This is a genomic window from Serratia surfactantfaciens (assembly GCF_001642805.2).
GTDB lineage: Bacteria > Pseudomonadota > Gammaproteobacteria > Enterobacterales > Enterobacteriaceae > Serratia > Serratia surfactantfaciens.
This window is the reverse complement of sequence record NZ_CP016948.1, coordinates 539,044-556,838: the sequence shown is the minus strand read 5'-3', so window position 1 is coordinate 556,838 and position 17,795 is coordinate 539,044. Positions and strand designations below refer to the sequence as shown.

Genomic DNA, 17,795 nt, shown 5'->3' with positions numbered 1-17,795 from the left:
CGCCAGGGGCGCATCTTTTCTCCCGGCACTAAAAGCGCTTGTTTCTCCCCGGTTTTGATCCGATGCTCGCAGGATAACAAACAGAGGAGAAAGAACATGCCCCGCCCTATTATCATCGATTGCGATCCCGGCCTCGACGACGCCATCGCGCTGGCCATGGCGCTGCGTTCGCCGGAGCTGGACGTCAAAGCCATCACCACCTCCGCCGGCAACCAGACGCCGGAGAAAACCCTGCATAACGCGCTGGGTCTGTTGACCCTGATGCAGCGCGAAGACATTCCGGTCGCCGCCGGCGCCAGCGGCCCGCTGATGCGCGAGCTGGTGATCGCCGACTATGTCCACGGCAAAACCGGCATGGGCAACACCCACCTGCCGACACCGACCCTCAAGCCCGACCCCCGCGGCGCCGTTGAGCTGATCGCCGACCTGCTGCGCACCAGCCCCCAGCCGATCACCCTGGTGGTGACCGGCCCGATGACCAACATCGCCCTGCTGTTGGCCCAGCATGCCGAGCTGAAAAGCCGCATCGAACGCATCGTATTTATGGGCGGCGGCATGAACGCCGGCAATACCACGCCGGTGGCGGAATTCAATATCTTCGTCGATCCCGAAGCCGCCGAAATGGTGCTGAAATCCGGCGTGCCGCTGACCATGGCCGGGCTGAACGTCACCCATCAGGCGCTGGTGCTGCCGCAGGATATCGAGCGCATTCGTCAGATAGACAATCCGGTCGCCCAGGCGGTGGCGGAGATGCTCGATTTTTATCTGCCGCTGTACCTCAGCCATCCGCGCGGCCTGCCCGGCGCGGCGATGCACGATCCCTGCACCATCGCCTGGCTGCTGGCGCCGCAGCTGTTTACCGGCGTAGAACGCTGGGTGGGTGTGGAAACCAAAGGGGAATACACCGTCGGCATGACGGTGGTGGACTATTTCCAGCAAACCGGCAAAGCGGCCAACGTGGAAGTGCTGACCGGCATCAACCGCGAAGGCTTTATCGATCTGCTGGCCGAGCGCGTAGCGCGTTATTAATCCCTTCGGGGCGCGCTCGCGCCCCTCATTCAACTTTTTTGATTTAACTCAGCGAATTTTTGCGCTATCACTGTTCATGGCTTGCCTCTACCATGCGTTTACACCGACTGACATCGTTACCGATTAAACTTCGCCTGGAGATAAGCCAATGAGCCGCGTACTGGTCCTGAAATCAAGCATTCTGGGTGAATATTCCCAGTCTGGAAAATTAGTCGATTTTTTTGTTGAACAATGGCGTGAAACTCACCCTGAAGACACCTTTACCGTGCGCGATCTGGCCAACCCGACGCTGCCGGAGCTGGATGGCGAAGTGATGGCCGGTTTTTCCGCCGGCGACAAACCGCTGACGCCGCACCAGCAAAGCACCCTGGCGCTGTCCGACGAGCTGATTGCCGAACTGAAATCACACGACACGCTGATCATCAGCGCGCCGATGTACAACTTCAATATCCCGACGCAGCTGAAGATCTACTTCGATCTGATCGCCCGCGCCGGTCAGACGTTCCGCTATACCTCCGCCGGCGCCGAAGGGCTGGTGACGGGCAAGAAAGCGATCGTCATCTCCAGCCGCGGCGGCATCCACGCCGACACGCCGACGGATCTGATCACGCCGTACGTGAAGCTGTTCCTGGGCTTTATCGGCATCACCGACGTTGAATTCGTGCTGGCAGAAGGCTTTGCCTACGGCCCGGAAGCGGCGGAAAAAGCCGCTCAGGACAGCCGCATCGCGGTCGCGCAGAAAATCCCGGCCGGCGTCGCCGTAGCGGCTAGCGCGCCGGCGCAGGCGAAAGCTGCCCCGGCAACCGTCAGCGGCGGTTTCCTGAGCAACCTGCTGAAGAAACTGTTCCGTTAAACGCCGGCCTTAGCGTTCCCCGCCCTGACGGGGAACGTCATCAAGGTTCAAACGGCCGGCGCTGGAACTGGTCGTGGCCGCATTTCGGGCACAGCGGCAGCACTTCCGGGGTGTAAAAAGCCAGGTGATAGTGGCATTGCTCGCACACCAGATTGCCCAGCCCCACCACTTCACCGCTGTGGTAAACGCCGTGGTGGCTGACGTCCTTGAACACCTCGCGCCACTCCAACTGGGTTTTGTCGGTGATATCCGCCAACTCCTGCCACAGACTCTCTTTGATCACCCGCATAAATACGCTGTCGGTAAATTCGTCCCGGCTCTCCTGGTAGCTGCGGGCAAACTCTTCCAGATCGCGCCGCACCGCCTGCGTCACCTGCCGCACCTCGTCGCGGGTCAGACCTTCGGCCTCGTTCAACCGCCGCTCCGCGCTGGCCACCAGGGCGTCGATATCTCGTTCACCGTTTTTCAGGCGTTCGGTCAGCGATGCCACCAATTCGCGGTAATACTGAGCAACCTTGTTCATAGACTCTCCTCGATAAACGCTGCGCCGGACTTGGCTGTAGGGATACCCCTAAGCTACTTGTTCTTATTTTAGCCGTAAATGACTGATGTCACTTGGCAAGACGCGGGATCCGCAGGTTGTGAGCCGCGTCATGGCGGCGTTTTTTTTAAATGCGCCGAGTCAGGCGCTTGGAGTTGTTGCCGGGAGGTCTTATCAGCTATGCTATGCGGATCTACGAATACTAAATGTTCATTGCGTTGCCTCTGACCGGGGCAACGGTTTACACCTACAGGACCACCGGCCGCCATGCAAGAGCAATACCGTCCAGAAGACATAGAATCGAACGTACAGCTTCACTGGCAAGAGAAGCAGACTTTCAAAGTTACCGAAGACGACAGCAAGGAAAAGTACTACTGCCTATCCATGCTGCCTTACCCGTCCGGCCGACTGCACATGGGCCACGTTCGTAACTACACTATCGGCGACGTGATCTCGCGCTATCAGCGCATGCTGGGCAAAAACGTACTGCAGCCGATCGGCTGGGATGCGTTCGGCCTGCCGGCGGAAGGCGCAGCGGTGAAAAACAACACCGCGCCGGCCCCGTGGACCTACGACAACATCGAATACATGAAGAATCAGCTGAAACTGCTGGGCTTCGGCTATGACTGGGATCGCGAAATCGCCACCTGCCAGCCGGAATACTACCGCTGGGAACAGTGGTTCTTCACCAAGCTGTATGAAAAAGGCCTGGTCTACAAGAAGACCTCGGCGGTGAACTGGTGCCCGCACGATCTGACCGTGCTGGCCAACGAACAGGTTATCGACGGCTGCTGCTGGCGCTGCGACACCAAGGTCGAGCGTAAAGAGATCCCGCAGTGGTTCATCAAAATCACCGCCTACGCCGATCAGCTGCTGAACGATCTGGACACGCTGGAAAGCTGGCCGGAGCAGGTGAAAACCATGCAGCGCAACTGGATTGGCCGCTCCGAAGGCGTGGAAATCACCTTCGACGTGGCGGACAGCGAAGAGAAGCTGACGGTTTACACCACCCGCCCGGACACCTTCATGGGCGCCACCTACGTGGCGGTCGCCGCGGGCCACCCGCTGGCGCAACAGGGCGCGCGCAACAACCCGGCGCTGACCGAGTTCATCGACGAATGCCGCAACACCAAAGTCGCCGAAGCCGAAATGGCGACGATGGAGAAGAAAGGCATGCCGACCGGCCTGTTCGTTGTCCATCCGCTGAGCGGCGAGAAGCTGCCGGTGTGGGTCGCCAACTTCGTGCTGATGGAATACGGCACCGGCGCCGTGATGGCGGTACCGGCGCACGACCAGCGCGACTGGGAATTCGCCACCAAATACGATCTGCCGATCAAGCCGGTGATCCTGAACCTCGACGGCAGCCAGCCTGACGTGAGCGCCGAAGCGATGACCGACAAAGGCGCGCTGTTCAATTCAGGCGAGTTCGACGGCCTGGATAATGAAGCGGGCTTCAACGCCATCGCCGACAAACTGGTCGCCAAGGGCGTGGGCCAGCGTAAGGTCAACTACCGTCTGCGCGACTGGGGCGTTTCCCGTCAGCGTTACTGGGGTGCGCCAATCCCGATGGTGACGCTGGAAGACGGCACCGTAATGCCGACGCCGGAAGACCAGCTGCCGGTGATCCTGCCGGAAGACGTGGTCATGGACGGCATCACCAGCCCGATCAAGGCCGACCCTGAGTGGGCGAAAACCACCGTCAACGGCCAGCCGGCGCTGCGCGAAACCGACACCTTCGACACCTTTATGGAGTCCTCCTGGTACTACGCGCGCTACACCTGCCCGCAGTATGACCAGGGCATGCTGGATCCGGCCGCCGCCAACTACTGGCTGCCGGTCGATCAATATATCGGCGGCATCGAACACGCCATCATGCACCTGATGTACTTCCGCTTCTTCCACAAGCTGATGCGCGATGCGGGCCTGGTGGATTCGGACGAGCCGGCCAAACGCCTGCTGTGTCAGGGCATGGTGCTGGCCGACGCCTTCTACTACACCGGCAACAGCGGGGAGCGCGTCTGGGTATCCCCGGTTGACGCCACCGTCGAGCGCGACGACAAGGGCCGCATCACCAAGGCCACCGATCCGCAAGGCCGTGAACTGGTCTATGCTGGCATGAGCAAAATGTCGAAGTCGAAGAACAACGGCATCGACCCGCAGGAGATGGTGGAAAAATACGGCGCGGACACCGTGCGTCTGTTCATGATGTTCGCTTCACCGGCAGAAATGACGCTGGAGTGGCAGGAATCCGGCGTGGAAGGGGCGAACCGCTTCCTGAAACGCGTGTGGAAACTGGCCTACGATCACGTGGAAAAAGGCGCGGTACAGCCGCTGGACGTGGCGGCGCTGAACGAAGATCAGAAAGCGCTGCGCCGCGATCTGCACAAAACCATCGCCAAGGTGACCGACGATATCGGCCGCCGTCAGACCTTCAACACCGCGATCGCCGCCGTGATGGAGCTGATGAACAAACTGGCCCGCGCGCCGCAGGAGAGCGAGCAGGATCGCGCGCTGCTGCAGGAAGCGCTGCTGGCTGTAGTTCGCATGCTGTATCCGTTCACCCCGCACGTGTGCTTCACCCTGTGGCAGGCGCTGGGCGGCGAAGGCGACGTGGACACCGCGCCATGGCCGGTTGCCGACGAGCAGGCGATGGTCGAAGACTCCAAGCTGGTGGTGGTGCAGGTGAACGGCAAGGTTCGCGCTAAAATCACCGTATCTGCCGATGCGACCGAAGAGCAAGTGCGCGCGCGCGCTGCCGAAGAGCATCTGGTGGCTAAATATCTGGACGGCGTCACGATTCGCAAAGTGATCTACGTTCCGGGCAAACTGCTTAACCTGGTTGTGGGTTAACACAAGGAGGAGTTGTGCGACAACGTATTCTAACGCTGTTGCTGGGGTTGGCGGTGCTGGTCACCGCCGGCTGCGGTTTTCACCTGCGTGGCACCACGCAGGTGCCTAATGAAATGAAAACGCTGATCCTGGACAGCGCCGACCCTTACGGCCCGTTGACGCGTGCGGTGCGTGAGCAACTGCGCCTGAACGACGTGACTATCGTCAGCGATCCGAAGCGTAAAGACGTGCCTTCCCTGCGCATCCTCGGCGCGACGGAAAGCCAGGATACCGCCTCGATCTTCCAGGACGGTAAAACCGCCGAGTACCAGCTGGTGCTGACCGTACAGGCCCAGGTGCTGATCCCGGGGCATGACCTGTATCCGCTGTCGGTGAAAGTGTTCCGTTCGTTCTTCGACAACCCGCTGACCGCGCTGGCCAAGGACTCCGAACAGGAGATCATTCGCCAGGAAATGCGTGAGCAGGCGGCGCAACAACTGGTGCGCAAACTGCTGACCGTGCATGCGGCGGAAGAAGAGAACCGGCAGAAAGCCGCTGCCGTCGGCGAACGAGCGGCAAGCCAAACCGCACAATGATCCGCATTTACCCGGAACAACTTGCCGCGCAGCTCCGAGAGGGGCTGCGCGCTTGTTATTTATTGAGCGGCAATGAACCGCTGCTGCTGCAGGAAAGCCAGGATTTACTCCGGCAGGCTGCGCAACAGCAGCAGTTCAGCGAGCACTACAGCATTTCCCTCGACGCCCATACCGACTGGGACGCCATCTTCGGCATCTGTCAGGCGATGAGCCTGTTTGCCAGCCGCCAGACGCTGCTGCTGATCTTCCCGGAAAACGGCCCAACGGCGCCGATCGGCGAGCAGTTGAGCAAACTCGCCACGCTGCTGCACGACGATATTCTGTTGATCCTGCGCGGCCCGCGCCTCACCAAAGCGCAGGAAAACAGTGCCTGGTTCAAGGCGCTCAGCCCGCACGGCGCCCTCGTCAGTTGCCAGACACCGGAACAGGCGCAGCTGCCGCGCTGGGTCGCCGCACGCGCCAAAGCGATGAAGCTGGAGTTGGACGACGCCGCCAATCAGCTGCTGTGCTACTGCTACGAAGGTAACCTGCTGGCGCTGTCGCAGGCGTTGGAGCGGCTGTCGCTGCTGCACCCGGACGGCAAGCTCACGCTGCCGCGCGTCGAACAGGCGGTGAACGACGCCGCCCACTTCACGCCGTTCCACTGGCTGGACGCTCTGCTGGCCGGCAAGAGCAAGCGCGCCTGGCATATTCTGCAGCAGCTGCAGCAAGAGGACGCGGAGCCGGTGATCCTGCTGCGCACTCTGCAGCGCGAACTGCTGCTGTTGCTGACGCTGCAGCGCCGCATGGCGTCTGCGCCGCTGCGCACGCTGTTCGATCAGCACAAGGTCTGGCAGAACCGCCGCCCGCTGGTGACCCAGGCGTTGCAACGCCTGTCCGGTCCCCAGTTGCAGCAGGCGGTACAGCTGCTGACGCAAATCGAGCTGACGCTCAAGCAGGACTATGGCCAGTCGGTCTGGCCGGAACTGGAAACCCTGTCGATGCTGCTGTGCGGCAAACCCCTGGCCACGAGTTTTACCGATGCCCACTAATCCGGAACACCCCACCGTATTGCACGCGCTGTTCGGCGGCACCTTTGACCCGATCCACTATGGCCATCTGCGGCCGGTTGAGGCGCTGGCCGCCGAAGTGGGCCTGAATCGCGTCACGCTGCTGCCTAACCACGTGCCGCCGCACCGCCCGCAGCCGGAGGCCAATGCGCAGCAGCGCCTGAAGATGGTCGAGTTGGCGATCGCCGGCAACCCGCTGTTTGCGGTCGACGATCGCGAACTGCACCGCACCACCCCCTCCTACACCATCGAGACGTTGGAAACGATTCGTAAAGAGCGTGGCGCCGCCCAGCCGCTGGCGTTTATTATTGGCCAGGACTCGCTGCTGACGCTGCATAAATGGCACCGCTGGCAGGCGCTGCTGGACGTCTGTCATTTGCTGGTGCTGGCGCGCCCAGGCTATAACGATCGCATGGACACGCCGGAGCTGCAGCAGTGGCTGGAACGCCACCGCACCGCCGACCCGGCGCAGCTCAGCCGCCGCCCGCATGGCCATATCTACCTGGCCGATACGCCGGAGCTGGAAATTTCCGCCACCGAGATCCGCCAGCGCCGCCATCAGGGCCTCAACTGCGACGACCTGCTGCCCCGCTCGGTGCAGCGCTATATCGAGTTGCAGGGTTTATATCGCTAGCGAAAGGTGCGTGATATACTGCGCCGCTATTTTTCAGGTATCCGCTGAAAACCCCGGAAACCTTAGCTGGCCGGGCAGTCACCAGTTAGCTGGCTTTCAGCGGCAGCCTGCCGAAACCATTATCCGGTTACGCCGCAGCGCGCGCATTTTGCCCGCCGCAGCCGACTGAACAGAACACACCCGAGGGGGAACCTTTGCAAGGTAAAGCGCTCCAAGATTTCGTCATCGATAAAATCGATGACCTGAAAGGCCAAGACATTATCGCTCTGGACGTACAGGGCAAATCCAGCATCACCGATTGCATGATCATCTGCACCGGCACCTCGACGCGCCACGTAATGTCGATCGCCAGCCACGTGGTGCAGGAATCCCGCGCCGCAGGCATGGAACTGTACGGCATGAAAGGCCAGGAAGCCTCCGACTGGATCGTGGTCGATCTGGGCGAAGTGATCGTGCACGTGATGCAAGAAGAGAGCCGTCGCCTGTACGAGCTGGAAAAACTTTGGAGCTAAGCGGTGAAACTGCAATTGGTGGCGGTCGGCACCAAAATGCCAGACTGGGTGCAAACCGGCTTTATGGATTACCTGCACCGCTTTCCCAAAGATATGCCGTTTGAGCTGACCGAGATCCCGGCGGGCAAACGCGGCAAAAACGCCGACATCAAACGCATTCTGGACAAGGAAGGCGAACAGATGCTGGCGGCGGTGGGCAAAGGCAACCGCATCGTTACGCTGGATATCCCAGGCACGCCGTGGGAAACGCCGCAGCTGGCGCAGCAGCTTGAACGCTGGAAGCAGGATGGCCGCAACGTCAGCTTGCTGATCGGTGGCCCGGAAGGGCTGGCGCCCGCCTGCAAAGCCGCTGCCGAGCAGAGCTGGTCACTTTCTCCGTTGACACTGCCGCATCCTTTGGTGCGCGTTCTGGTGGCCGAAAGCCTCTACCGCGCCTGGAGTATTACTACAAATCATCCTTACCACCGGGAATAGCCGGTGGTGACCGTGACAGAGTGAAATAAAGCAGCGGGATGAAAATAGAACGTAACCCTTTTCGCGACTATACGGCTGAATCCGCCCTGTTTGTACGCCGCGCCCTGGTGGCGTTCTTGGTCATCCTGGTGCTGTCCGGCATCCTGATCGCCAACCTGTATAATCTGCAAGTGGTCCGCGTCGAGGATTACCGCACCCGCTCCAACGAAAACCGCATCAAGCTGGTGCCCATCGCGCCCAGCCGCGGCATTATCTACGATCGCAACGGCACCCCGCTGGCGCTCAACCGCACCATTTATCAGCTGGAGCTGATGCCTGAGAAAGTCGACGATCTCAAAGCCACGCTGCAGGCGCTGCGCCCGGTGGTCGATCTGACCGACGACGACATCACCAATTTCGAAAAAGAGCGCAAGCGCTCGCGCCGTTTCGTCTCGATTCCGGTGAAAACCGCGCTGACCGAAGTACAGGTCGCCCGCTTTGCGGTCAATCAATTCCGCTTTCCCGGCGTGGAAGTGAAAGGCTACCAGCGCCGCTACTACCCTTACGGTTCCGCCCTCACCCACGTTACCGGCTACGTGTCGAAGATCAACGACCGTGACGTCGAGCGCCTGGACAAAGACGGCAAGCTGGCCAACTACGCCGCCACCCACGATATCGGCAAGCTGGGCATCGAACGCTACTACGAAGACACGCTGCACGGCAAAACCGGCTATGAAGAGGTCGAGGTCAACAACCGCGGCCGGGTGATCCGCCAGCTGCACGAGCAGCCGCCTTCCGCCGGTCAGGACGTTTACCTGACGCTCGATCTCAACCTGCAGCGCTATATCGAACAGCTGCTGGTCGGCAGCCGCGCCGCCGTGGTGGTGAGCGATCCGCGCACCGGCGCCATCCTGGCGATGGTGTCTAACCCGAGCTACGATCCGAACCTGTTCGTCGACGGCATTTCCAGCAAGGACTATCAGGGGCTGCTGAACGATCCGAATCGCCCGCTGATCAACCGCGCTACGCAAGGGGTCTACCCACCCGCCTCGACGGTGAAACCTTACATCGCGGTGTCGGCGCTGAGCGCCGGAGTGATCACCAAGAATACCGTGGTGTTCGATCCCGGCTGGTGGCAGCTGCCCGGCTCGGAAAAACGCTTCCGCGACTGGAAAAAATGGGGCCACGGCCGCCTGAACGTCACCAAGGCGCTGGAAGAATCCGCAGATACCTACTTCTATCAGGTCGCCTATGACATGGGGATCGATCGGCTGTCGAGCTGGCTGACCAAATTCGGTTACGGCCAGTACACCGGCATCGATCTGGCCGAAGAGCGCTCCGGCCTGATGCCGACGCGCGAATGGAAGCTGAAACGCTATAAGAAACCGTGGTATCAGGGCGACACCATTCCGGTGGGCATCGGCCAGGGTTACTGGACCGCCACGCCGATCCAGATGGCCAAGGCGCTGAACACCCTGATCAACGATGGCACGGTCAAAACGCCGCACCTGCTGCAGAGTACCCGCGTCAACGGCGCGCTGGTGCCGTTCAAACAGGAAGAAGACACGCAGATCGGCGATATTCACTCCGGCTTCTGGGAAATCGCCAAAGACGGCATGTACGGTGTGGCCAACCGTCCGAACGGGACGGCGCGCAAATACTTTGCGGACGCACCTTATAAAGCCGCGGCGAAATCGGGCACCGCACAGGTCTTCGGTTACGAAACCTACAACGCCCACAAACTGGCGGAACACCTGCGCGATCACAAGCTGATGACCGCCTTCGCGCCGTTCAACAACCCGACGGTGTCGGTCGCCATCATCCTGGAAAACGGCGGCTCCGGTCCGGCGGTGGGCACCATCACCCGCCAGATCCTCGACCACATCATGCTGGGCGACAACAATACGCAATTGCCAAGCGAGGCTCCGCTGCCGCCTGGCGTAGAAGGTGACTAAGGTAGAACATGACTGAAAGCCAACAAAAAGGCTCGATCTGGACCAAAATCCACATCGACCCGACGTTCCTGCTGCTGATCCTGGCCCTGCTGGTCTACAGCGCCTTCGTGATGTGGAGCGCCAGCGGCCAGGACATCGGCATGATGGAGCGCAAGATCGGGCAGATCGTCATGGGGCTGATCGTGATGGCCGTCATGGCGCAGATCCCGCCGCGCGTCTACGAAAGCTGGGCGCCCTATCTGTATATCTTCTGCGTGATTTTGCTGATCCTGGTGGACGCCTTCGGGCAGATCAGTAAAGGCGCCCAGCGCTGGCTGGATCTCGGCGTGGTACGCTTCCAGCCGTCGGAAATCGCCAAGATCGCCGTGCCGCTGATGGTGGCGCGCTTTATGAACCGCGACGTCTGCCCGCCTTCACTGAAAAACACCGCCATCGCGCTGGTGCTGATCTTCCTGCCGACGCTGCTGGTGGCCGCGCAGCCGGATCTGGGCACGTCTATCCTGATCGCCGCCTCAGGCCTGTTCGTGTTGTTCCTGTCCGGCATGAGCTGGAAGCTGATCGCCGTCGCCGCCGTCGCGCTGGCGGCCTTTATCCCGGTGCTGTGGTTCTTCCTGATGCACGGCTATCAACGCGACCGCGTAATGATGCTGCTCGATCCGGAGAGCGACCCGCTCGGCGCCGGATACCACATTATTCAATCGAAGATCGCCATCGGCTCCGGCGGCCTGTCCGGCAAGGGTTGGCTGCACGGCACCCAGTCGCAGCTGGAGTTCCTGCCGGAGCGCCATACCGACTTTATCTTCGCCGTTCTGGCCGAAGAGCTGGGGTTGATCGGGGTGTTGGTGCTGCTGGCGCTCTACCTGCTGGTGATCATTCGCGGGCTGATGATCGCCGCCAAGGCGCAAACCACCTTCGGCCGCGTGATGGTCGGCGGCTTGATGCTGATTTTGTTCGTTTATGTCTTTGTTAACATCGGTATGGTCAGTGGCATTTTGCCGGTAGTTGGCGTACCTTTGCCTCTGGTCAGTTACGGGGGTTCGGCGCTGATAGTGTTGATGGCCGGTTTCGGCATCATCATGTCGATCCACACGCATCGGAAAATGCTGTCTAAAAGTTTATAAGAGGTGAGTAATGCGTAAGGAATGGCTTTGGATCGGCGTCGCGGCGGTGTTGCTCTCCGCCTGTACCGCCCCGACCACGGAACAGCAGGCGCCACAGCAGCCGTACAACGGCCCGGTGGTGGAAATCGGTGGCGTCGAGCCTCAATATGAACCCTATAACCCTAATAACATGCAGGATTATAAGGTTAATGGCGATACTTACCGCATCGTAAAAGATCCGCAGAACTTCTCGCAGACCGGCCTGGCGGCCTGGTACGGCGAAGAGGCCAACGGCAACACCACGGCGCTGGGCGAGCAGTTCGATCCTAACGGCCTGACCGCGGCGCACCCGACCCTGCCGATCCCTAGCTATGTGCGCGTCACCAACCTGGCCAACGGCCGTCAGCTGGTGGTACGCGTCAACGATCGCGGGCCTTATACCAAAGGCCGCATCATCGATCTGTCGAAAGCCGCCGCCGACCGCCTCAACCTGTCCAACAACACCAAGGTCAAGGTAGATTTCATCAACGTGGCGCCGGATGGCACGCTGAGCGGCCCTGGCACCATCGGCACCATCGTGGCGAAACAGAGCTACGCCCTGCCGGCGCGCCCGGATCTCGGCTCCAGCGGCATGGGCACCCCGATCCAGCAGGACGTGCCGGTCGCCAGCGGCGCGGCGGTGCGCCCGATCGATAACAGCACTCTGCGCACCGACGACAATGCCCCAGCCGCCGGCGGCAACGCCGCAAACGGCCGCGGTGGTTTCCTCGGCGCGCCAAGCGCAGTACCGGCCGGCGTGCTGGAAGGCTCCGAGCCTGAAGCCGCTTCGGTGGCCGCACCGGTTGCGGCCGGCGCCACCGCCGCTGCCGGCATGGCTGCCGCCTCTTCCTCAGGCGGTTATGTGGTGCAAGTCGGCGCGCTGAGCAGCGCCGAGCGCGCCCAAAGCTGGCAGCAAAGCCTGAGCCAGCAGTTTGGCGTCCCAGGCAAAGTGGCGGCCAACGGCAACGTTTATCGCGTTCAGCTCGGCCCATTCAGCAGCCGTCAGCAGGCGGCCCAGCTGCAACAACGCCTGGCCAGCGAAGCGCAACAACAGTCTTTCGTTACTGCTGCACCCTGAGCATTAAGCCCGGCGGGCATTCACGGCCGATAAGCGGTTATTTAGCTGAAACATTTTCTTGCAGCTAAAAGTGCACTAACCGCAATTAGGCAGATGAATGGGTAATGCCTGCCGGGATCGCATCTGCTATAGTGTGGCTCGTTTTTTAACTTTACTTTCACGGATGTTGTAGTCCCGATCATGAAACAAGTAACTTCTTTTCGCTTAATCAAGAGCATCGCATTCGGCACCGTTATCGCAATGGGCGCAGCCTCCGTCGCGCATGCCGATGACGTTAACCTCAAAACCATGATCCCAGGTGTCCCGCAGATCGATGCGGAAGCGTACATCCTGATTGATTACAACTCCGGCAAAGTGCTGGCCGAGATGAACGCCGACGCGCGTCGCGATCCGGCCAGCCTGACCAAAATGATGACCAGCTACGTCATCGGCCAGGCGCTGAAAGCCGGCAAAATCGGCCAGGACGACATGGTGACCGTCGGCCAGGACGCCTGGGCAACCGGAAACCCGGTGTTCAAAGGCTCCTCGCTGATGTTCCTGAAGCCAGGCGATCGCGTGCCGGTCTCCAAACTGACCCGCGGCATCAACCTGCAGTCCGGTAACGACGCCTGCGTGGCGATGGCCGACTACGTCGCCGGCAGCCAGGACGCGTTCGTCAACCTGATGAACACCTACGTCAACAAGCTGGGCCTGCAGAATACCCACTTCCAGACGGTGCACGGCCTGGATGCCCAAGGGCAATACAGCTCGGCGCGCGACATGGCGTTGATCGGCCAGGCGCTGATCCGCGACGTGCCGGACGAATACGCGATTTATAAAGAGAAAGAGTTCACCTTCAACAATATCCGCCAGATGAACCGTAACGGTCTGCTGTGGGACACCAGCCTGAACGTCGACGGCATCAAAACCGGCCACACCGACGCGGCGGGTTACAACCTGGTGGCTTCGGCGACCGAAGGCCAGATGCGTCTGATCTCCGCTGTGCTGGGTGGCCGCACCTACAAAGGCCGTGAAACCGAGAGCAAGAAACTGCTGACCTGGGGCTTCCGCTTCTTTGAAACCGTGGCGCCACTGAAAGTCGGTAAAGAGTTCGCCTCCGAGCCGGTCTGGTTCGGCGACGCCGATCGCGTTGAGCTGGGCGTGGACAAAGACGTCTACCTGACCATCCCGCGTGGCCGCATGAAAGATCTGAAGGCCAGCTATGTGCTGAACACGCCGGAAATTCACGCGCCGCTGGCGAAAAATCAGGTGGTCGGCACCATCAACTTCCAACTGGACGGCAAAACCATCGATCAGCGTCCGCTGGTGGTGATGAACGAAGTGAAAGAAGGTGGTTTCTTCAGCCGCATCGTGGACTATATCAAACTGATGTTCCACCACTGGTTCGGTTAACGGTTGAAACGGGCAAAATTGCCCCCATATACTGAATAACATTAACTCCCGCCCCGGCGGGAGTTATAATTTATAGATTAGCTAGCACTCTGGAGCGCACGCACATGCAAAAAACTAAACTGAACGAACTGCTCGAATTCCCTTGCTCGTTTACCTACAAGGTGATGGGCCTGGCGCAGCCTGAGCTGGTTGACCAGGTAGTTGAAGTGGTGCAGCGCCATGCACCGGGCGATTACAACCCGCAGGTTAAGCCAAGCAGCAAAGGCAACTACCACTCCGTCTCCATCACCATCAACGCCACTCACATCGAGCAGGTCGAAACCCTGTACGAAGAGTTGGGCAACATTGAAATTGTTCGCATGGTGCTGTAATTCCAGCATAAACCCCTGCTTATCAACCCGGGATGGCGCAGCGTCTTCCCGGGTTGCGCATTTTTGGTCAGCGAAAGGCTGGTCGCAGGCCGGAGCGCCCGGTATAATGGCTTTACCACTTCTGTAACCTGACGATGACTCTTTTGCAACCAGACAAGATCATTTTGCGTCAGCTGGGGTTGCAGCCCTACGCGCCTGTATCCCAAGCCATGCATAACTTCACCGACGGTCGTACCGAGAGCACGCCGGACGAACTGTGGCTGGTGCAGCATCACCCGGTGTTCACCCAGGGCCAGGCCGGCAAAGCCGAGCACGTACTGATGCCCGGCGATATCCCGGTTGTCCAGAGCGATCGCGGCGGCCAGGTGACCTATCACGGGCCGGGCCAGCAGGTGATGTACGTGATGGTCGATCTGAAACGCAGCAAGGTCGGCGTACGCCAATTGGTCACGGCGATAGAAGATACGGTTATCAACACCCTCGCCCACTTCCGTCTCGAATCGCGCGCCCGTCCGGATGCGCCGGGCGTGTACGTGGGGGAGCAGAAAATCTGTTCGTTGGGTTTGCGGATCCGTAAAGGCAGCTCATTCCACGGCCTGGCCCTGAATGTGGCGATGGATCTCAGCCCTTTCCAACGCATCAACCCTTGCGGTTACGCCGGCATGCAGATGACGCAGGTCAGCGCGCTGGCGCCCGGCGTTGGCATTGAAGACATACACCCAATCCTGGTACAGGAATTTGTTCATTTACTCGGCTACCAGACGGTCGAGCTTCGTAACTGGAACCTGCACGATTATGAGTAAACCAATTCAGATGGAACGCGGCGTCAAATACCGCGATGCTGACAAAATGGCGCTGATCCCGGTCAAAACGGTGGTCACCGAACGGCAGGAGCTGTTGCGTAAACCCGAGTGGATGAAGATCAAACTGCCTGCCGACTCAACGCGCATTCAGGGCATCAAAGCCGCGATGCGCAAGAACGGCCTGCACTCCGTCTGTGAGGAAGCCTCGTGCCCTAACCTGTCCGAGTGCTTCAACCACGGCACCGCCACCTTTATGATCCTCGGCGCCATCTGTACCCGCCGCTGCCCGTTCTGCGACGTGGCCCACGGCCGCCCGATCGCGCCGGACGCCAACGAGCCGGAAAAGCTGGCGCAAACCATCGCCGACATGGCGCTGCGTTACGTGGTGATCACCTCGGTTGACCGCGACGATCTGCGCGACGGCGGCGCTCAGCACTTTGCCGACTGCATCTCGGCCATCCGCGCCAAGAGCCCGAACATCAAAATCGAAACGCTGGTGCCGGACTTCCGCGGCCGTATGGACCGCGCGCTAGAGATCCTCACCGCCACGCCGCCGGACGTATTCAACCACAACCTGGAAAACGTGCCACGCGTATACCGCCAGGTGCGCCCGGGCGCCAACTACGAGTGGTCGCTGAAGCTGCTCGAACGCTTTAAAGAAGCGCACCCAAATATTCCGACCAAGTCCGGCCTGATGGTCGGCCTTGGGGAAACCAACGCGGAAATCGTCGAAGTGATGCGCGATCTGCGTCGCCACGGCGTGACCATGCTGACGCTGGGTCAATACCTGCAGCCAAGTCGTCACCACCTGCCGGTGCAGCGCTACGTCAGCCCGGCCGAGTTTGACGAGATGAAAGAAGAAGCGATGGCGATGGGCTTCACCCACGCCGCCTGCGGTCCGTTCGTGCGTTCGTCTTACCACGCCGATCTGCAGGCCAAAGGGATGGAAGTGAAATAACGCGTAATAGTTTGTTACGCTAAAAACGGCGGAAACGCCAAAAAACGGATGTCCGCAAGGCATCCGTTTTTTTATTGCGCGCCATCAGACGGGATTAAACGTCTTTCTTTTCGACGCTCTGCTGAGCGGATTGGCTCTCGGCGGCGTTGTTGCCGGCGGCCGGCGGTGGTGTGCTGTCGTCGCCCACGGCTTTTTTAAAGCCTTTCAGCGCCGCGCCAAGATCGGCGCCGAGCGTGCGCAGTTTGCTGGTGCCGAACAGTAAAATCACCAACACCGCAATCACCAGAAGTTTGGTAATGCTGATACCTTCCATACTCACCTTCTTATCATAGAGCGCTGCGTGAACAGCGAGAAAAACTGACCTTGCCTACGAATATTTAGCGACTTTCCCCCGGCTCGCACAACCGCAACATGTAACAGAGTGAGATCCGTCGCAGGCATGCCACACGGTTTCACGGCGTGAATACCAGACTATTCTTAGTTTATCACCCGCATGATACGCTGCCGTGAGACTCATCAGGGAGATGCCGGATGTATATTGCCCCACCCATTTTCGATGCCCGAAAATCCGGCCTCAGCTTCGCCAAGCGCACCTATCTGCCCCGCGTGGCCGGTTTGGGACTTGGCTTTATCTGCGTCTGCGCCGCGCTCTACCCGCTGGCTCCGCCAACGGCAGTCTGGCTCTTGCTGGCCTTTCACGGCTTTCTCTGGCCGCATCTCGCCTACCGCCTGGCCTGCCGCGCCAAAGATCCGTTCAAAGCCGAAATTCGCAACCTGTTGATCGACTCCGCTTTCGGCGGCGTCTGGGCGGCGATGATGGCGTTCAATGCGCTGCCTGCGATTGTCATCCTGTCGATGATGGGCATGAACAACATCGCCTCGGCCGGCAAAACGCTGTTTGTGAAAGGATTGATGATTCAGCTGGCCGCCGCGGCGATCGCCGGCGCGCTGCTCGGTTTCCCGTTTCGCCCGCAAAGCACCCCGCTGCAAATCTATCTGTGCCTGCCGATGATCTATCTGTATCCGACGCTGCTTGGGTTAGTGACCTACCGCACCGCCAAGCGGCTGGCGGAAAAGAAACAGGAGCTGCAGCGCATCAGCACCCGCGATGGGCTGACCGGTTTGTACAATCGCCGCCACTGGGAGCATCTGCTGCATCGCCAGTTTGACAGCTGCCGCCGCTATCAGGACAGCGCCACGCTGATTCTGATGGACATCGATCGCTTCAAAACCATCAACGACACCTTCGGCCATGCGCTGGGGGACGAAGCCCTGGCGGCGCTGGCGGAAGAGCTGCTGATCGGCTTACGCAACGTGGATATCGTCGGGCGTTACGGCGGGGACGAATTTGGCGCGGTACTGCCGAACACCAACGCCGAACAGGCGACAACCGTCCTGCAGCGCATTCAGCAACGGCTGGACGCCGTCAGCTTCAAAGAGGCGCCTCAGCTACGGCTGCAGATCAGCGCAGGCATCGCCAACTACCACCCTGAGTTGGGCGGTTATCTGGACTGGCTGAAAGCCGCCGACGGCGCGCTCTACCGGGCGAAGCAAAACGGCCGCAACCGGCTGGAAACGGCGACGCCGACGGGTGGCTAGCTTA

The 17,795-nt window shown here is 60.3% G+C and carries 18 protein-coding genes; 16 read left to right on the top strand and 2 right to left on the bottom strand.

What is annotated here, in order from left to right; translation table 11 throughout:
- Positions 1 to 96: 96 nt before the first annotated feature.
- Positions 97 to 1,029 carry a pyrimidine-specific ribonucleoside hydrolase RihA gene (gene rihA / locus ATE40_RS02600; protein ID WP_063918892.1) on the top strand — a complete coding sequence of 311 codons (933 nt, stop codon included), beginning with the start codon at positions 97 to 99 and terminating at the stop codon, positions 1,027 to 1,029.
- 148 nt (positions 1,030 to 1,177) lie between these two features.
- A complete protein-coding gene (locus ATE40_RS02595; RefSeq protein ID WP_063918891.1) occupies positions 1,178 to 1,882 on the top strand; it encodes an FMN-dependent NADH-azoreductase in 705 nt (234 codons plus the stop codon).
- 40 nt (positions 1,883 to 1,922) lie between these two features.
- On the opposite strand, the gene ATE40_RS02590 is transcribed toward ATE40_RS02595, so the two are convergent.
- Positions 1,923 to 2,405, bottom strand: a complete 483-nt coding sequence (locus ATE40_RS02590) for a zinc ribbon-containing protein (RefSeq protein WP_019454079.1) — start codon at positions 2,403 to 2,405, stop codon at positions 1,923 to 1,925.
- A 285-nt stretch (positions 2,406 to 2,690) separates the two neighbouring features.
- Here ATE40_RS02590 and leuS point away from each other — a divergent pair, with 285 nt between their 5' ends.
- From leuS to lipA, 13 genes are all read left to right on the top strand, one after another.
- The gene (gene leuS, locus ATE40_RS02585) at positions 2,691 to 5,273 is read left to right on the top strand and encodes a leucine--tRNA ligase (protein WP_025160042.1); all 2,583 of its coding nucleotides are present in this window, start codon (positions 2,691 to 2,693) and stop codon (positions 5,271 to 5,273) included.
- Positions 5,274 to 5,287: 14 nt separating this feature from the next.
- Positions 5,288 to 5,848, top strand: a complete 561-nt coding sequence (gene lptE, locus ATE40_RS02580) for an LPS assembly lipoprotein LptE (RefSeq protein WP_063918890.1) — start codon at positions 5,288 to 5,290, stop codon at positions 5,846 to 5,848.
- Positions 5,845 to 6,879 (top strand): DNA polymerase III subunit delta, encoded by a 1,035-nt coding sequence (gene holA / locus ATE40_RS02575; protein WP_063918889.1) that lies wholly within the window; start codon positions 5,845 to 5,847, stop codon positions 6,877 to 6,879. The genes lptE and holA overlap by 4 nt, the downstream gene beginning before the upstream one ends.
- A complete protein-coding gene (gene nadD, locus ATE40_RS02570) occupies positions 6,869 to 7,531 on the top strand; it encodes a nicotinate-nucleotide adenylyltransferase (RefSeq protein WP_063918888.1) in 663 nt (220 codons plus the stop codon). Before holA ends, nadD begins: the two co-directional genes overlap by 11 nt.
- A 194-nt stretch (positions 7,532 to 7,725) precedes the next feature.
- Positions 7,726 to 8,043, top strand: coding sequence for a ribosome silencing factor (gene rsfS / locus ATE40_RS02565; protein ID WP_016928774.1), 318 nt, complete (start codon positions 7,726 to 7,728; stop codon positions 8,041 to 8,043).
- 3 nt (positions 8,044 to 8,046) lie between these two features.
- A complete protein-coding gene (gene rlmH / locus ATE40_RS02560) occupies positions 8,047 to 8,517 on the top strand; it encodes a 23S rRNA (pseudouridine(1915)-N(3))-methyltransferase RlmH (RefSeq protein WP_004940002.1) in 471 nt (156 codons plus the stop codon).
- A 38-nt stretch (positions 8,518 to 8,555) separates the two neighbouring features.
- The gene (mrdA, locus tag ATE40_RS02555) at positions 8,556 to 10,451 is read left to right on the top strand and encodes a peptidoglycan DD-transpeptidase MrdA (protein ID WP_019454084.1); all 1,896 of its coding nucleotides are present in this window, start codon (positions 8,556 to 8,558) and stop codon (positions 10,449 to 10,451) included.
- Positions 10,452 to 10,459: 8 nt separating this feature from the next.
- Positions 10,460 to 11,572, top strand: coding sequence for a peptidoglycan glycosyltransferase MrdB (mrdB, locus tag ATE40_RS02550; RefSeq protein ID WP_004940006.1), 1,113 nt, complete (start codon positions 10,460 to 10,462; stop codon positions 11,570 to 11,572).
- Between the two features lie 10 nt (positions 11,573 to 11,582).
- A complete protein-coding gene (rlpA, locus tag ATE40_RS02545; protein WP_019454085.1) occupies positions 11,583 to 12,668 on the top strand; it encodes an endolytic peptidoglycan transglycosylase RlpA in 1,086 nt (361 codons plus the stop codon).
- Positions 12,669 to 12,848: 180 nt separating this feature from the next.
- Complete coding sequence (dacA, locus tag ATE40_RS02540) at positions 12,849 to 14,060, top strand: D-alanyl-D-alanine carboxypeptidase DacA (protein ID WP_019454086.1); 1,212 nt, start codon at positions 12,849 to 12,851, stop codon at positions 14,058 to 14,060.
- Positions 14,061 to 14,164: 104 nt separating this feature from the next.
- On the top strand, positions 14,165 to 14,431 hold the full coding sequence (gene ybeD, locus ATE40_RS02535; RefSeq protein WP_004940012.1) for a DUF493 family protein YbeD: 267 nt from the start codon (positions 14,165 to 14,167) through the stop codon (positions 14,429 to 14,431).
- Positions 14,432 to 14,565: 134 nt separating this feature from the next.
- Positions 14,566 to 15,234, top strand: a complete 669-nt coding sequence (gene lipB, locus ATE40_RS02530) for a lipoyl(octanoyl) transferase LipB (RefSeq protein WP_025160045.1) — start codon at positions 14,566 to 14,568, stop codon at positions 15,232 to 15,234.
- Entirely contained in the window at positions 15,227 to 16,192 is a 966-nt protein-coding gene (gene lipA / locus ATE40_RS02525) for a lipoyl synthase (protein WP_025160046.1), read from the top strand. The genes lipB and lipA overlap by 8 nt, the downstream gene beginning before the upstream one ends.
- A 94-nt stretch (positions 16,193 to 16,286) precedes the next feature.
- Here lipA and tatA read toward each other — a convergent pair whose 3' ends face one another.
- Positions 16,287 to 16,505, bottom strand: a complete 219-nt coding sequence (gene tatA / locus ATE40_RS02520; protein ID WP_019454089.1) for a Sec-independent protein translocase subunit TatA — start codon at positions 16,503 to 16,505, stop codon at positions 16,287 to 16,289.
- A gap of 218 nt (positions 16,506 to 16,723) precedes the next feature.
- On the opposite strand from tatA, the gene ATE40_RS02515 reads away from it, so the two are divergent.
- Positions 16,724 to 17,791 (top strand): diguanylate cyclase, encoded by a 1,068-nt coding sequence (locus ATE40_RS02515; protein WP_063918887.1) that lies wholly within the window; start codon positions 16,724 to 16,726, stop codon positions 17,789 to 17,791.
- The last annotated feature ends 4 nt before the right edge of the window (positions 17,792 to 17,795 follow it).